Consider the following 13836-nt stretch of genomic DNA (forward strand, 5'->3'; position numbering starts at 1 on the left):
TGCCTCAAGGCTCTCGGTCCGTCCCAAGGCCCTCGGTCCGTCTCGGGATTGCGCTCGCACTACTTGACCAGGTATTCGCGCTACTTGACCAGATAGCCGCGGAGATCGTCCAGAACCAGGTCCGCCGCCGTCACGCCCAGACCCAGGTACCAGGTCTCGTCCTTGACGTCCTTGGCCTGTCCGGCCTTGACCGCCTTCAGGTTCTTCCAGAGCGGATTGGAGCGCGCGGTGTCCCGCTGTGTCTTCGCCGGATCGCCGTACACACCGGTGAAGATCCAGTCGGCGTCGGCGTCGTCGATCTTCTCCGGGCTGATCTCCACGGCGAGATCGTTGATCTGCTGGTTGTCGGGACGCGGCAGACCGATGTCGTCAAGGATCGTGCCGATGAAGGACGCCTTCGCGTACAGCCGCAGCCTGTCCGGCATGTAGCGCACCATCGAGATGGTCGGCTTGTCCTGGCCGAGGTCCGCGCCGAGGGCCGCCGCCTTCTTGTCGTACGCGGCGAGCGCCGCCTCGGCCTCGGCGGTACGGTCCAGCGCCTGGGCGTTGAGGAGGTAGTTCTCCTTCCAGGTGAAGCCGGGCCGGATGGAGAAGACCGTCGGAGCGATCTGCGACAGCTCCTTGTACTTGTCGGCCGCGCGCAACTGGCTGCCGAGGATCAGATCGGGCTTGAGCCCGGCGATCGCCTCCAGATTGAGATTGTTGATCGTGCCGACGTTCTCGGGGCTGCCCGCGCCCTGCTTGAGATAGCTCGGGATGGCCTCGTCGCCCTCGGTCGGCGCGTAGCCGACGGGCTTGACGCCGAGCGACACGACATTGTCGAACTCGCCCACGTCCAGGACCACGACCCGTTCCGGGCGGGCCTTCAGCTCCATCTTGCCCATGGCGTGTGTGATCGTGCGCGGGAACTGGCCCGGCCGGGCGTCGGTCCCGTAGCCGGCCGTCTTCCTGGCCGCGTCGGCGAAGTCCTTGCCGCCCGTGGCGACGGCGGCCTTCCTCCCTCCGTCGTCGGAGGCGGCGGAACCGCTGTCGGAGGAGTCGCCGCTGCCGCAGGCCGCGAGGGAGAGCGCGGCGGCGAGAGCGACGACGGCGGCTGCGCCACGGCGTCGTATGGACATCTGGATGCTCCTGGGAAGTGCTGGGTCTAGGCGGACGTGCTGGGTCAAGACGGATCAAGGCGGACAAGCCCGCTGAAGACGGACGTGCCGGTTCAGGGCGACGTACCGGTTCAAGGCCTGTTAGGTACGGCTTTGAGCCACCGGTCGGATGCCGATCGGACACCGACTTAGGTGTGCCTTACTTTAGGCATCCCGTCTCCCGGCCAGCACACCCACCCCCACACGCTCCGGCAAATCCCGCCATGGCCACCCATATGTGTGAAGTGGCCGACGTCGTGTTGTTCGGCAGGAAGTGCGAAAACTAGCTTCGTCGCCGGAGGTGACGAACCGATGACGGCCTGTGCCATCGAGACGGCTGCGGAGGACGGAGCGCTACGGCGTACGGGGTTCGCGATCACGGCGGACGGGACCTACGCGGCGCGACTGACGCTCGGAAGCGGGAACGGCGGGGACGGAGGCGGGGGCGGCGGAAACGGGAGCCGAGGGAACGGGAGCCGAGGCGGGAACGGAGGCGGAGGCGGAGGCGGAGGCGGCGGAAACGGAGGCAGGCAGGGCGACGGAGGCGGGCGCGGGCGCGGCGACGCCTGGTTCCCGGAGCGGTGGACTCTCGACGGACCCGAGCCCTACGCCGTACCGCTCCCGCTCGACCAGCCCGAGGAGCCCGACTCCGACGTCCTGCCCATGACCGACGGACGGGTGCTCATCCGCCGCCGGGTGGCGGACCGGCACGACTTCTCGCTGCTCTATCCGACCGGTCCCGGTACGGGTCAGCTGCCGCTCGGCGCGCTCGGATGCGACCGGCTGACGCTGCTGCCGCCGTCACCGGACGGCCGGAGCGCGTACGCCCTGGCGCCCGGCGAGCACTCCACCACGGTCTGGCTGGTGGCGGGCGGCGCGTTCGGACCGGAGCGGGTGGCCGAGGTCGCGGGCCACTGCTCGGGCGGCGTCTGGCTCGACCGTACGGGCCGGATACTGGCCCTGGACCGGGAGAGGGACGGCGTGGTGAAGGCCGTCGCCGTCGATCTGGGACGTGGTGGCGAGGTGACGCCACTGCTCCAGATCACCGAGGAGAGCAACGACCGGCTGCTGCTGGCGGACGCCGACAGCGGACTGCTGCTGATCCGCTCGGACGCGCCGGGTCACGACCGGCTGGGCTGGGGCGTACTGGGCAGTCTGCGTCCGGTGCGCTTCCCCGAGTGCCTGCGGCTCGCGGACTGCGCGGTGACGCCGTTCGCCGTACAGCCGGGACAGGTGCTGATGCCGGAGAGCTGCGCGGTGGCACTGCGGATCGACGGCGCGGCGGGCAGCGGGCTCGGAGTGTGGCGTCCGATGGGCCGTCAGCTCCATCGGCTTCCTACGCCGGACGGGTGGTTGGCGGGTGCCGGGCTCTGGACCCGGGACGGTGTGCTGCGGCTCCCGTACGCGACGAGGGAGGTGCCGTGCGGAGTGGCCGGGCTCATGGCGCCGCCGGAACCGGCCGAACCTGTGGAACCGGTCGAACCGGCAGGACAGGCCGAACCGACTGAGCCCACTGCGCCGTTGAAACCTCTGTCGGCGCTGGCGCCGGAGCCACCGGCACGGGTGCTGTCGAAGCCCGGGGCACCGCTGACGTCCGGAACAGCCTCCGGGCCGCCCGGACTCACACAACTCGCACAAGCGGAATCCGTGTCCGGGGAACCGTTCACACCTCCGCGAACTCCTGTGATGTGCAGGCCGGTTCCGTTGCAGCAGGCGCCTCTCACCGGGCGTGGGGTACCTGGATAGACTTTCTTCCGGGGCTGCGCAGCCGTACCGACCGGGCATTGTCGGGGACTGTGATGTGGAACGGTGACCGTCACTTCGCCGGGCGGTACAGGGAAAGCCGGGGCCCCTGCGCCACAACAAGAAGCGATCACGACGGGGTGACTTCCCACATGTTCGAAGCCCGAACCGACACGACCCAGGAGCGCCCGCAGGGGACGGCCGCCGACCAGGGTGACATCAGCCACTTCGGAAAGCACCGAGGTGGCGCGGCCTCCACGGAGGACTCGATGTCTCCGGCCCACGGCCGCCACCGCCGCCCGGCGGAGGGGGAACACAGCAACGCGGCCTGAGACCCGGGCCGGCACACGCACCACAACGCACACCGCGTACCACGCGCGTGACGCACCACGAAGAGGCCGCCGCGGCACAGACGCGGCGGCCTCTTCCCGTTGCGCGGCGGCCTCTTCCCGCCGGAAGTCCCGCACCATGACATTTGTACTGGCCAAGTCCGTACATCCGCATCTGCCGGGCAACGGTCCTGCTCCGTAGCGTCATGGGTATGACACAGACAGCGGACACTTCATCACCCGCCGTGAGCTCCACCGGCGTCGTCAAGAGCTTCGGTGCGGTCCGAGACGACCGGCCTCGTCCTGCTCGGCCGACTGCTCGTGTTCGGTTCGTACGCTGTGGTCTCGTACCGCACACCGGCGAGGACGACATGCCCCAGGACCAAAGCCAGCGCCAAAGCAAGGACCCGAGCCAGGGCCAAGACGGCGGGAGGCCCGGACCGCCCGGTGGATACGCGATGCTGCCCTGGCTGCTGCTCGGCCTGGGCTCCTTCTCCAATCTCGTCCAGGGCAAGACTCCGAACCCGTGGTTCGGCGGTATCGGTCTGCTGGTCTTCAACTCCCTCTATGTCTACGTCGTGTTCACGGCCTTCGACCCGAGGAGGCGGCAGAGCCATGCCACCTGGTGGTCGCTCGCCGGGATGGGACTGATGACCTTCGGGCTCGGCGGTCTCTACGGCGGGAGCTGGCTGCTGTTCTTCCCGCTCTTCGGGCTGGCCTGCGGCACCGTGGTGCGCGGGCGCGGTCTCGCCTGGGTGGGCCTTCCGCTGAGCGCCGCCGCGGGAGCGATCGGCGCGTACCACGACGGCTGGAACGCGATCGCGGTCGCGTACGGCACATTCATCTCGATGATGGTGACCGCCGCGATCCTCACTCTCGCCGAGACGGTGATGGAACTGCGCGCCACACGCCAGGAGTTGGCGCGCTCGGCGGTGGAGCGCGAGCGGCTGCGATTCTCGCGCGATCTGCACGATCTGCTCGGTCACACCCTGTCCGTGATCGTGGTCAAGGCGGAGGCCGCGCGCAGATTGGCACCACGCGATCCGGACGCGGCCCTGACCCAGGTCTCCGACATCGAGTCCGTCGGCCGACAAGCTCTGACCGAGATCCGGGAGGCCGTCACGGGCTACCGCGAGGGCAGCCTCGCCACGGATCTGGACCGGGCGCGCTCGGCACTGACGGCCGCCGGCATCGAACCGGTGATACACCGGTCCGGGCCACCGCTGGAGCCATGGGCCGAGGTGCTGCTGGGCTGGGTGGTACGGGAAGCCGTCACCAACGCCGTACGACACAGCGCCGCGACCCGCTGCAGGATCACGGTGGACGGCTCGGCGGAACAGGTCAGACTGACGGTCACGGACAACGGCGTCGGCATTGAGGGCGACGGCGACAGCCCAAGCACAGATACCGGCGGTACGGGCCTGAAGGGCCTCACCGAACGACTCGCAGCGGCAGGCGGCTCCCTCAAAACAGGCCCGGCGAACGGCGCGTCAAAAGGCATAGCAACCAGCCCCGGACAACAGACACACCAGGGCTTCCGCGTCACCGCCCTCCTACCGGCAGATGCCTCACCGTCGCACATCTGACCGCTTGACTCATCCCCGCCTGTGCCTGGACGTGGCCGTGAACGGACCGTTCTTCCCCGACCGCGAGTTCCACACCCTCATGGGTCTCACCCGGGATCCGGATCGCGGATGGTGCGGTCGCAGGTCTGGCATTCTTCGGGAATGCCTGAACTTCTTGAGCATGCGGGTCGGCACTATGCCGTGCAGTTCCATTACGCCTTGCCCGATGACGCGTGGGCAGTGGAGCTGAGCGAGGCCGTACCGGTGCCTGTGGAGGATGGTGCCGGTCCGGGTCATCTCACGCACATGGCCGGACGGGCCTTCATCGTGGCGTTCGTGCCCGATGAGGATCCGGCTCTGGAGCCGACGGTCCACATCCACAGCCATGATGAGCACGTCGTTCCGTACGACGTCATGCGGTGGTTCATGGAGCACGTGACCGAACAGGTGGAACGATGCCGGGCCGCGCTGGCCATGGAAGGCGCCGGCTCCGACGAGTAGGACCTGCCGTACTTTCCCGCGTTCACCGCCCCCTGTCTTTGAGGTCCTTGCAGCAAATCCGAGGCTTTTATGCGCCCTGTCCGCCAATTGGGTTGCGATTTGCCAGTACAGGGATTGCGGCGATCATTTCCGGCGCAAGGTGCTCCCAGATAATTCCTGAAGGGCGTCGGCATGGCTCACATTCGATGGTTTCATCTGCCGTGATAATAAGATCCACGCGAAAGTCATGGTCGGTTTCCGGTAGCGTCTCGTTCAGGATCTGCAAAGGGTGGACCGTGGTCGCAATAAGCGTATGCGAACCCAGGAGTCCGGCCTCTTGAAGTAGGGCTACCTCAATGTCGGAATAACCGGCACCTTTTCCGAGTCGCACGCCTTCAAGATTGACGGCAACGCTTCCGCAGACAACCAGATCAACGGGCGGTATCTCATCCAGGTCCACCGGCTCCGCGAACTTGGCTGCTGCGCGGTGTGCAGCAGCCTCACGCGGAGGAACTGTAAGGCTTGCCGGATTCAGATAGTAGAACGGATTGTCCGTAGCAAGCTTCGGGGAGGCCATGTACAGAAGTTTTCGCTCTTCCAGCGCCCTGACACGGACAGGAAGTTGGGCCAAATCTGGAACCGCTTTGACTACGCGCGCCGCTTGCCAAGCAGGATGTTCAGCGAGGCGGGTAGCAGCAGCTTCTGCCCCGACAAAATCCGGGATATGACCCGCTACGCCCGAGGGCGCTGCACGTTCACGCTCCAGTAGGTCCCAGACTCTCTCACGGACTGCTTGTTTGGCCTGCTGGATTTGCGCACTGTTCACCGATCCCCCTTTTTACTTCATCCTACTGCAATGAGGTTCATCAGCCGATCGTACAGATCACCTCGGCGCGAGAGGCGTTATTCAAGAACAGGAAGCATGACCCGGCCAGTCGGTCGAACTGACTGGGCGAGAAAAGAGGTGCAGCGGCATCAGCTTCAGACACTTGATCAAAGTGACGTTCGGCGTTGGCCAGCTCCTTTTCACAATCCTTGTGCTGTTGCAGCATGGCATGGGCCTCGGCGGCATGCAGTACGGCCAGACCACCGAGCACATGGCTGGAACCTTGAACCGTGGAGGCCGTACGCTGAGCCAATTCCAGGCCGGCGCGAGGATTTTTCTCCCCATACAGAGCAACAAATGTAGTCCGCAGCAGGGCCTAACCTTCCGCAACCGGGTCGCGCAACTCACGGGCCGCTGCCTCAGCCTGGGCGAAATAGATACGCGCCGTGGCGTGGTCAGTTCTCCCACGCATCCCATACTAATTGACCCATAAGCGTCGATGCCTCGGCCTGTGCGGCATAGAGATCCCGACGAACGATATATGTGGTGGTGTAGGTTTGCCAGTGGGCCAGCTGGCCCAAGTCTTTTCCCGTTTCGGCGATAAGAACTGTCGACGGCTCGCTGACGTAGCGCGCATCCAGGTTTTGCACCCGCTGCCGGAGTCCGGCTACAGTCAACAGGTCAAGGCTTCTCGGGTTATCCTCGGCATATTGCGCCCGCTCCCTGGAATCGGAATCGACCACAGGATCCAGATTAGGGCGTGGATTATCAGCGGTGTCAATATTTCCTGGGGAACCCTCCCATGGCCGTTCAGGCAGGCCGAGCATTTTGCCCGGGATTCCGAATCCATCGGCCACGCGTTCGATGACTTCTTGCCCTCGGATACCGCGAACGCCTCGGATGATGTCGCTCACGCGGGAGCTGGTCATCTTGCCGACGGCCGCCGCCATAGCGGCATGACTTGTCCCGGTGCGCCTGTTGACGAGGCGGAAGATCTCCTGGAAGTTCCGCGAGGCGCATGCGCGACGCATGGCCTCGCTCTGTAACAGCGCCTCGGGGATGGTCAGCGGACAGCCGCTCCGCCGGGCTTCGCGTTGGTCCATGGGCCACCTATCAGGGCTGTAGGGAGAGACTGTCTCAGCGTATCCCCGGGTTCCACGCAGTGGGGTTCCCCAATGTGCGCCTCGGGGAACCCCGTTCGCGGTTCCTCTCGGAGCCCTTTCGGCGGAAGCTCATGGAACAGCACGCACACGTGCCCATCCAAGACAGTCATCCACATGAGGAGAGATGGAATTGACGTTCACGGCGGAAATGTTCCCTCACGTCTCCGATGCCGCTGATTTGCGCGGTGAAAGCGGGACCGTACAACCCTTCGGTCTCACCAAGGCCCTGCCGGTCGACCGGCCGCAGATCGATGACCAGTTGGGCGGGCTGTCGCTGTGCCCGGACCGACAGATCACGGTCACCGAGGCCGGGGAACCGTTCATCCACGCACCTTCGATGAAGTCGGCATTCGAAACGGTCTCGCAGACGCAGGAAGACATGCAACTCGCGACCGACAAGGACAACGACACCGACTGACGGTCTGACACGGAGGCCCATCAATGACGGTCCTGATACTCACCCGCCCAAATCTGGACGCGGTAGCAGACATGGTGATCACGGAACTCAGCCGCCGGAGCGTTCCTCTCGTAAGGATCGACCCGGGGGATTTTCCTGAACGCCTTGCCATGTCGGCCCGATTGGACCCCGGTCGCACTTCATGGCGCGGTATATGGCACGGCGGGCATCGGGACCTGGACCTCAGTTCCGTCCGGGCCGTCTACTACCGGCGGCCCGGACGCTTCCGTCTCTCTCCCGAACTGTCTGCCGACGCGGCCCGGTGGGCGGAAGGCGAAGCCCGCGCGGGTGTGGGCGGCGTCCTTTCCTCGTTACGTTGCACATGGGTGAACCACCCATGGCGAAACGCTATCGCCGGGTTCGCTCCGTATGCCTTGGCCGAAGCTGCCCGCTGCGGGCTGCTCGTACCTCGCACTCTCATCACCTCCAATCCCGAGGAAGCCCGTTCATTCGTGGACGCGCTCCCCGGCAAGACGGCGGCTTACAAGAGTATTGGCACGGCCCCCGCTGGTACCCGCGCAGGGCAACGCCTGGCCTTGCGGACGGCCAGGGTGCGAGCCGACGAGATCACCGAGGCCGCTGCCCTGACCGCTCACACGTGATCAGCCTTGAGGCGGAACGCCGCCGCCTGACCACCGCCATGACCGTTGCCGGAGCGCTTCGCTCACCGCACTGGATCGATGCTTTCCGATCCGTTCCGCGCGAAGTCTTCGTTCCCCGATTCTCCATGCGCACCGGCACGGAATCTCGCGTCTATCAGGAAGGTGACGATGGTTATCCGAGTGCGGTCTACACAGACACTTCCCTGATCACCCGATGGGACACGGCGGGAACCGCCACGAGTTCATCAAGCGAACCATCCCTCATGGCCCGCATGCTGGAAGCATTCAGCCCCGCCGTTGGCCCTGTTCTGGAAATTGGCACCGGGACTGGATACAACGCGGCCCTACTGTGCCACCACTTCGGGGCCGATCAAGTGGTCAGCATGGACGTTGACCCCGAACTCACCGCGAAGGCGCGAGAAAAGCTGGCCGGCCTCGGCCACAAGCCAACAGTGGTGACCGGCGACGGCACCGCCGGATATGCGGAGCGTGCTCCCTACAGCGGCTTACTGGCTACCTGCGGAGTTGAACGCATCCCTGCGTCCTGGCTTGCCCAGATCCGACCTGGTGGCACCATCGTCGTCAACATCGGTATCGGCGTTGCGCAACTCACAGTGGACAACAACCACCATGCATCAGGGGGATTCCTACCGGACACCGCCTCATTCATGCGTGCCCGACCCACTCCTGAACACATTGCAGAACGAGCCCCGAAGTACGCCGGCTTGGTTCTCCACGGTAGCGGCCAAAGCCGAACGTTCAGCGTTCCGGCACCTTCCGATACAATGGAGCTGCTCCTCCATGAGTTGATCCACACCGAATCCCTGGAAATCGCTATGCGCCAGCCAGAGGTGTTGAGCATGTCTCTCGTTGACGACACCGGCACGGCGATTCATGGGCTGGTGCACCCGCGTACAGGCTCCTGGGCACGCATCACCTTGAATGGCGATGACTCCATTCAGGTAGTTCACGAAGGCGCCCTTGATCTGTGGGCCGATCGCCTCTCGCTTCTCAAAGGCTGGATCGAGGCGGGACGGCCGTCCCCTGACGCCTACCGGCTCACGGTCGAATCCAGCGGAGAACATATCCTTCGGCGAGACCGCCCCGAAGAGACCACCTGGAAACTCGGCAAGTCTGCCGAATGAGAGTGACTTCTTGCCCCGCCCACGCGCTGCTCTGCCGCGTCTGGGCGGGGCTTCTCTCTGTGCGCTCGCCCTACCCTGAGTGGGTGACAGAGATGCCCAGGGACCATAGGCCGGCCACGTCCGTACGCGTTCTGCTCGCCGAGGATCAGGGCATGTTGCGTGGGGCTCTGGCGCTGTTGCTCGGGATGGAGCCGGATATCGAGGTGGTCGCGCAGGTGGCCACGGGGGACGCCATTGTGGAGACTGCGCTCGTCTCGCGTCCCGATGTGGCGCTGCTGGACATCGAACTGCCCGGTATCAGTGGGTTGGATGCCGCCGCGCTGTTGCGGGACGAGGTGCCCGACTGCCGGGTGCTGATTCTGACCACGTTCGGCCGGCCCGGTTATCTGCGCCGGGCCATGGAGGCGGGAGCGGCGGGCTTTCTGGTCAAGGACGGGCCGGTGGAGGAGCTCGCCGCGGCGATCCGCCGGGTGCTGACCGGTGAGACCGTCATCGATCCGGCGCTGGCGGCGGCAGCCCTGAGCGCGGGCCCGAATCCGCTCACGGCGCGGGAGCGTGAGGTGCTGAACGCGTCCGTGGACGGCGCGACCGTCGCCGATGTCGCGGCCAGGCTCCAGCTGTCCGAGTCGACCGTACGGAACTATCTCTCGTCGGCGATCGGCAAGACCGGCACCCGCAACCGTATGGAGGCGGTACGCGCCGCTCGCCGCCAGGGCTGGCTCTGATCCGCCGCTGAAGCACAGGCCCAGGTCCAGGCCCTCGGACGGCCTCCCGGTCACTCGCCCGAGGAGCCGCGCGGCAGCCACAGCGCCATCAGCAGCGCTCCCGCCAGCACCACCGCGCCGCCCGTCCTGAACGCCAGCGCGTATCCGTCCGTCAGTTCCTGCGGGCTCATACCGCCCGCCGTACGGGACGCCGCCACTGTGGACAGGACCGCGAGACCGAGCGCTCCACCCATCGTCCGCGAGGTATTGATCAGACCGGAGACCAGACCCGCGTCACCGGGCTCCGCGCCTCCGGTGGCCAGCGCCGCCAGTGTGGTGCCCGTCAGCCCCAGACCGGTCATGATCAGCAGTCCGGGACCGAGGATCGACGAGAGATACGGTCCGTCGGGAGTCAGCATGGACTGCCAGCCGAACCCGGCGACCGCTACCAGCGCGCCGATGACCGCGACATTCCGGGCACCGGCCAACAGCATCAGCCGAGGTGCGAGCTTTGAACCGAACACAATGCTCAGAGAGCTCGGGACAAGCGCGAGACCGGCCTCCAGCGGCCCGTATCCCAGGACGTTCTGCGCATATACCGTCATAAAGAACCAGACGGCGAAGGACGCGGAACCACAGACGAACATCGCCGTGTTGGCCGCCGACACCGCCCGTACGCGGAACAGCCCCAGCGGCATCAGCGGCACCTTCGTCCGTGCCTCCACCGCCACGAACAGTCCCAGCAGCAGCACTCCACCGGCCAGCGGCAGCAGAGTGGCCGCCGCGCTCCAGCCCCGCGCCTCGGTCTGCACAATGCCGTACGCCAGCGCCGCCAGACCGGCCGTGACCAGCACCGCGCCGGGCAGATCGAGGCGCCGTCCCGTATCCGTACGGCTCTCGGTCAGCCATACCGCGGCCCCGGCCAGAACCAGCACTCCGACCGGCACATTGATCAGCAGCACCCATCGCCAGGAGAGCAGATCGGTGATCAGACCGCCGATGAGCCCGCCGGCCGCGCCGCCGCCCGCGCCGACCGCCGTCCAAGTACCTATGGCCCGGGTCCTGGCGGCTCCGGCGGGCACGGCCGAGGTCAGGATGGCGAGCGTCGCGGGCGCCAGTACGGCGGCGCCGAGGCCCTGTACGGCGCGGGCGGCCGGCAACTGCCAGCCTTCCTGGGCGAGTCCGCCCGCGACGGACGCGAGAGTGAACACCGTGAGCCCGGTCAGGAACATCAGCTTGCGGCCGAAGAGATCGGCCGCCCGGCCACCGAGCAGCATAAAACCGGCGAAAGCGATCGAATAGGCGTTGAGCACCCACTGAAGACCAGCGGCGGAGAGCCCGAGGTCCGCGCGCATCGACGGCAGTGCGACATTCACCACGGACACATCAAGGACGACGAGGAACTGTCCCGCGCAGGCAGCGAGGATCACCGCCCAGGTTCGGACACGGGTACGGACACGGGTACGAGCAGGGCCCGTTAACCCAGATTGACCCTTTAACCCGGATATGTCCGCATTATCGGCGGCTTCGGAATCTGCGGCGGCTCGGACCATGCGCGCCATGGTCGCAGCTTGACGGCCCGTCAGAAAGAAGCCCGTCGGCATCGGACTGTGTTCGTACCGCGTTCGCCGGAATAACGCGGCGATGGGGAAGGTTTCACACTGCATGCACTTGGCGGACCGCGCCGTCCGCCCTCCCCCGCCGCCACGCACCTGCCCCGACCTTCTCCTTTCCTGCCCGGAGGACGCACGTATGCCACAGCCGACAACCGATCATCAACACCCGGAGGCTTCCCGGAACCGGCCGCAGCCCCGGACCCGGCCGCGGACCGGGACCCGGCCGCGGACCGGGACCCGTGAGGGCGGCACCATCGTTCCCGTCCTCGCCTTCGCGGGCATCACCGTGGCGGTGATGCAGACCCTGCTCGTTCCCGTGATCAAGGATCTGCCCGCACTTCTGCGCACCTCACCCGCCGACGCCACCTGGGTCATGACGGCGACTCTGCTGGCCGGCGCCATCGCCACCCCGATCATGGGCCGGCTCGGAGATCTCTTCGGCAAGCGCCGGATGCTGCTCGCCAGCCTCGCCGTCATGGTGATCGGCTCGCTGATCTGCGGATTCACCGACGATCTCGTCATCATGATCGTCGGCAGGGCGCTCCAGGGCTTCGCCATGGGCGCGATACCTCTCGGTATCGGCATCATGCGCGACGAGCTGCCGCGCGAGCGCCTCGGCTCCGCGATGGCGCTGATGAGCTCCTCCATCGGCGTGGGCGGCGGGCTCGCCCTGCCCGGCGCGGCCCTGGTCGCGCAGAACGCCGACTGGCACGCGCTGTTCTTCTGCGCGGCCGGGCTCGGCGTACTGTCGATCCTGCTCACGCTCCGCTTCGTACCCGAGTCGTCGGTACGGGCCAGCGGCCGGTTCGACTGGCTCGGCGCGATCGGGCTCTCCGCCGGTCTTGTCGCCCTGCTGCTGCCGATCACCAAGGGCGGCGACTGGGGCTGGGGCTCGACCACCACGATCGGTCTGTTCGTGCTGGCGGTCGTGATCCTGCTGCTCTGGGGCGTCATGGAGCTGAGGAGTTCCGCGCCGCTGGTCGATCTCCGTACCACCGCGCGCCGTGAGGTGCTGCTCACCAATCTCGCCTCGATCATGATCGGTGTCGCCTTCTACGCGATCTCGCTCGTCCTGCCTCAGCTCCTCCAGCTGCCGAAGTCCACCGGATACGGCCTCGGCCAGTCGATGGTGGTGGCCGGACTGTGTGTGGCACCGCTCGGACTGACGATGATGTTCACGGCGCCGCTCTACGCCCGGATCTCCGCGCGGCGCGGCCCCAAGGTCTCGCTGATGCTCGGCATGCTGATCATCGGTATCGGATACGGCGCGGGCCTCGGCCTGATGAGCGCGGCCTGGCAGACCATCGTGATCTCGGTGGTCGTGGGCGCGGGCATCGGTCTCGCGTACTCCTCGCTGCCGGCGCTGATCGTCGCCGCCGTGGATCCCTCGGAGACCGGCGCGGCGAACGGTCTGAACACTCTGATGCGCTCCATCGGTACGTCGGTGTCGAGCGCGGTGATCGGTATGGTGCTGGCCCACACCTCGGCCGTCTCGGGCGGAGTGACATTGCCCACGCTGCACGGCTTCCGTATCTCGTTCCTGATCGCCACGGGCGCGGTGGTCGCCGGTCTGGCGCTGGCGGCGTTCCTGCCGTCGCAGCGGTCGGCGCCGAAGTCCCTGGCGTCGCTGGAGTCCACAACGCCGCAGTCCACAACGCCGGACTCCACAACGCTGGAGTCCACACCGGACGAGGACGGACGAGGGCGGCAGCACACACTGGTCGCCGGTTCCGGCGGTTTCCGAGGACGTGTGCTGGACCCGGACGGTACGCCGGTGGCATGGGCGAATGTCACACTCATCGACGGCGGAGGCCGGCAGGCGGGACTCACCACCACGGACGAGAACGGCGGATACGCGCTGCTGCCGCAGACCGGCGGGCACTACGTACTGGCGGCGACGGCGACGGGATACGCGCCGCACGCGCGCCCGGCGGTGTACGGCGGCGACGGTCTGCCGGTCGATGTCGATCTGGTGCTGGCGCAGAGCGCGCCGGAACGCGCCACCGCGGTTTCTTCCTGAGCGACGGCGCCCCCGGCTCCTGTGCGGCCGGGGGTGTACGGGAGCATGGG

The 13836-nt window shown here is 66.7% G+C and carries 14 protein-coding genes; 9 read left to right on the top strand and 5 right to left on the bottom strand.

The window, feature by feature from the left end; translation table 11 throughout:
* Positions 1 to 80 precede the first annotated feature (80 nt).
* Complete coding sequence (locus ACFV6H_RS11370; RefSeq protein ID WP_385540689.1) at positions 81 to 1118, bottom strand: ABC transporter substrate-binding protein; 1038 nt, start codon at positions 1116 to 1118, stop codon at positions 81 to 83.
* Positions 1119 to 1448: 330 nt separating this feature from the next.
* Here ACFV6H_RS11370 and ACFV6H_RS11375 point away from each other — a divergent pair, with 330 nt between their 5' ends.
* The 4 genes from ACFV6H_RS11375 to ACFV6H_RS11390 all read left to right on the top strand — a co-directional run bounded on the left by ACFV6H_RS11375 (position 1449) and on the right by ACFV6H_RS11390 (position 5274).
* On the top strand, positions 1449 to 2882 hold the full coding sequence (locus tag ACFV6H_RS11375; RefSeq protein WP_385540691.1) for a hypothetical protein: 1434 nt from the start codon (positions 1449 to 1451) through the stop codon (positions 2880 to 2882).
* Between the two features lie 149 nt (positions 2883 to 3031).
* The gene (locus ACFV6H_RS11380; RefSeq protein ID WP_093597625.1) at positions 3032 to 3211 is read left to right on the top strand and encodes a hypothetical protein; all 180 of its coding nucleotides are present in this window, start codon (positions 3032 to 3034) and stop codon (positions 3209 to 3211) included.
* Between the two features lie 368 nt (positions 3212 to 3579).
* Positions 3580 to 4794 carry a sensor histidine kinase gene (locus ACFV6H_RS11385; protein ID WP_385540693.1) on the top strand — a complete coding sequence of 405 codons (1215 nt, stop codon included), beginning with the start codon at positions 3580 to 3582 and terminating at the stop codon, positions 4792 to 4794.
* 108 nt (positions 4795 to 4902) lie between these two features.
* A complete protein-coding gene (locus ACFV6H_RS11390; RefSeq protein ID WP_385540695.1) occupies positions 4903 to 5274 on the top strand; it encodes a hypothetical protein in 372 nt (123 codons plus the stop codon).
* A 67-nt stretch (positions 5275 to 5341) separates the two neighbouring features.
* Here the strand turns inward: ACFV6H_RS11390 and ACFV6H_RS11395 are convergent, their stop codons facing one another.
* The 3 genes from ACFV6H_RS11395 to ACFV6H_RS11405 form a co-directional block, all read right to left on the bottom strand.
* Positions 5342 to 6079, bottom strand: coding sequence for a 5-formyltetrahydrofolate cyclo-ligase (locus ACFV6H_RS11395; protein ID WP_385540697.1), 738 nt, complete (start codon positions 6077 to 6079; stop codon positions 5342 to 5344).
* Between the two features lie 40 nt (positions 6080 to 6119).
* Complete coding sequence (locus ACFV6H_RS11400; RefSeq protein WP_385540699.1) at positions 6120 to 6350, bottom strand: hypothetical protein; 231 nt, start codon at positions 6348 to 6350, stop codon at positions 6120 to 6122.
* 184 nt (positions 6351 to 6534) lie between these two features.
* The gene (locus ACFV6H_RS11405; RefSeq protein WP_385540701.1) at positions 6535 to 7182 is read right to left on the bottom strand and encodes a hypothetical protein; all 648 of its coding nucleotides are present in this window, start codon (positions 7180 to 7182) and stop codon (positions 6535 to 6537) included.
* Between the two features lie 184 nt (positions 7183 to 7366).
* Between ACFV6H_RS11405 and tgmA the strand changes: the two genes are divergently transcribed.
* The 4 genes from tgmA (at position 7367) to ACFV6H_RS11425 (ending at position 10171) form a co-directional block, all read left to right on the top strand.
* Positions 7367 to 7660 (top strand): putative ATP-grasp-modified RiPP, encoded by a 294-nt coding sequence (gene tgmA / locus ACFV6H_RS11410; protein ID WP_385540703.1) that lies wholly within the window; start codon positions 7367 to 7369, stop codon positions 7658 to 7660.
* 23 nt (positions 7661 to 7683) lie between these two features.
* Positions 7684 to 8301, top strand: a complete 618-nt coding sequence (locus ACFV6H_RS11415; protein WP_385540705.1) for an MvdC/MvdD family ATP grasp protein — start codon at positions 7684 to 7686, stop codon at positions 8299 to 8301.
* On the top strand, positions 8298 to 9446 hold the full coding sequence (locus ACFV6H_RS11420) for a methyltransferase domain-containing protein (RefSeq protein ID WP_385540707.1): 1149 nt from the start codon (positions 8298 to 8300) through the stop codon (positions 9444 to 9446). The genes ACFV6H_RS11415 and ACFV6H_RS11420 overlap by 4 nt, the downstream gene beginning before the upstream one ends.
* A 92-nt stretch (positions 9447 to 9538) precedes the next feature.
* Entirely contained in the window at positions 9539 to 10171 is a 633-nt protein-coding gene (locus ACFV6H_RS11425) for a response regulator (RefSeq protein WP_385541033.1), read from the top strand.
* Positions 10172 to 10221: 50 nt separating this feature from the next.
* Here ACFV6H_RS11425 and ACFV6H_RS11430 read toward each other — a convergent pair whose 3' ends face one another.
* A complete protein-coding gene (locus tag ACFV6H_RS11430; RefSeq protein ID WP_385541035.1) occupies positions 10222 to 11703 on the bottom strand; it encodes an MFS transporter in 1482 nt (493 codons plus the stop codon).
* 199 nt (positions 11704 to 11902) lie between these two features.
* Between ACFV6H_RS11430 and ACFV6H_RS11435 the strand changes: the two genes are divergently transcribed.
* Positions 11903 to 13786, top strand: coding sequence for an MFS transporter (locus tag ACFV6H_RS11435; RefSeq protein WP_385540709.1), 1884 nt, complete (start codon positions 11903 to 11905; stop codon positions 13784 to 13786).
* Positions 13787 to 13836: the final 50 nt, after the last annotated feature.

Source organism: Streptomyces sp. NPDC059743 (assembly GCF_042732975.1).
Taxonomy (GTDB): Bacteria; Actinomycetota; Actinomycetes; order Streptomycetales; family Streptomycetaceae; genus Streptomyces.

Excerpts from the sequence above, each read along its gene's own strand:
- ACFV6H_RS11370 (WP_385540689.1), bottom strand. The coding sequence starts at position 1,118 with ATGTCCATACGACGCCGTGGCGCAGCCGCCGTCGTCGCTCTCGCCGCC.
- ACFV6H_RS11375 (WP_385540691.1), top strand. The coding sequence starts at position 1,449 with ATGACGGCCTGTGCCATCGAGACGGCTGCGGAGGACGGAGCGCTACGG.
- ACFV6H_RS11380 (WP_093597625.1), top strand. The coding sequence starts at position 3,032 with ATGTTCGAAGCCCGAACCGACACGACCCAGGAGCGCCCGCAGGGGACG.
- ACFV6H_RS11385 (WP_385540693.1), top strand. The coding sequence starts at position 3,580 with ATGCCCCAGGACCAAAGCCAGCGCCAAAGCAAGGACCCGAGCCAGGGC.
- ACFV6H_RS11390 (WP_385540695.1), top strand. The coding sequence starts at position 4,903 with ATGGTGCGGTCGCAGGTCTGGCATTCTTCGGGAATGCCTGAACTTCTT.
- ACFV6H_RS11405 (WP_385540701.1), bottom strand. The coding sequence starts at position 7,182 with ATGGACCAACGCGAAGCCCGGCGGAGCGGCTGTCCGCTGACCATCCCC.
- tgmA (WP_385540703.1), top strand. The coding sequence starts at position 7,367 with ATGGAATTGACGTTCACGGCGGAAATGTTCCCTCACGTCTCCGATGCC.
- ACFV6H_RS11415 (WP_385540705.1), top strand. The coding sequence starts at position 7,684 with ATGACGGTCCTGATACTCACCCGCCCAAATCTGGACGCGGTAGCAGAC.
- ACFV6H_RS11425 (WP_385541033.1), top strand. The coding sequence starts at position 9,539 with ATGCCCAGGGACCATAGGCCGGCCACGTCCGTACGCGTTCTGCTCGCC.
- ACFV6H_RS11430 (WP_385541035.1), bottom strand. The coding sequence starts at position 11,703 with ATGGTCCGAGCCGCCGCAGATTCCGAAGCCGCCGATAATGCGGACATA.
- ACFV6H_RS11435 (WP_385540709.1), top strand. The coding sequence starts at position 11,903 with ATGCCACAGCCGACAACCGATCATCAACACCCGGAGGCTTCCCGGAAC.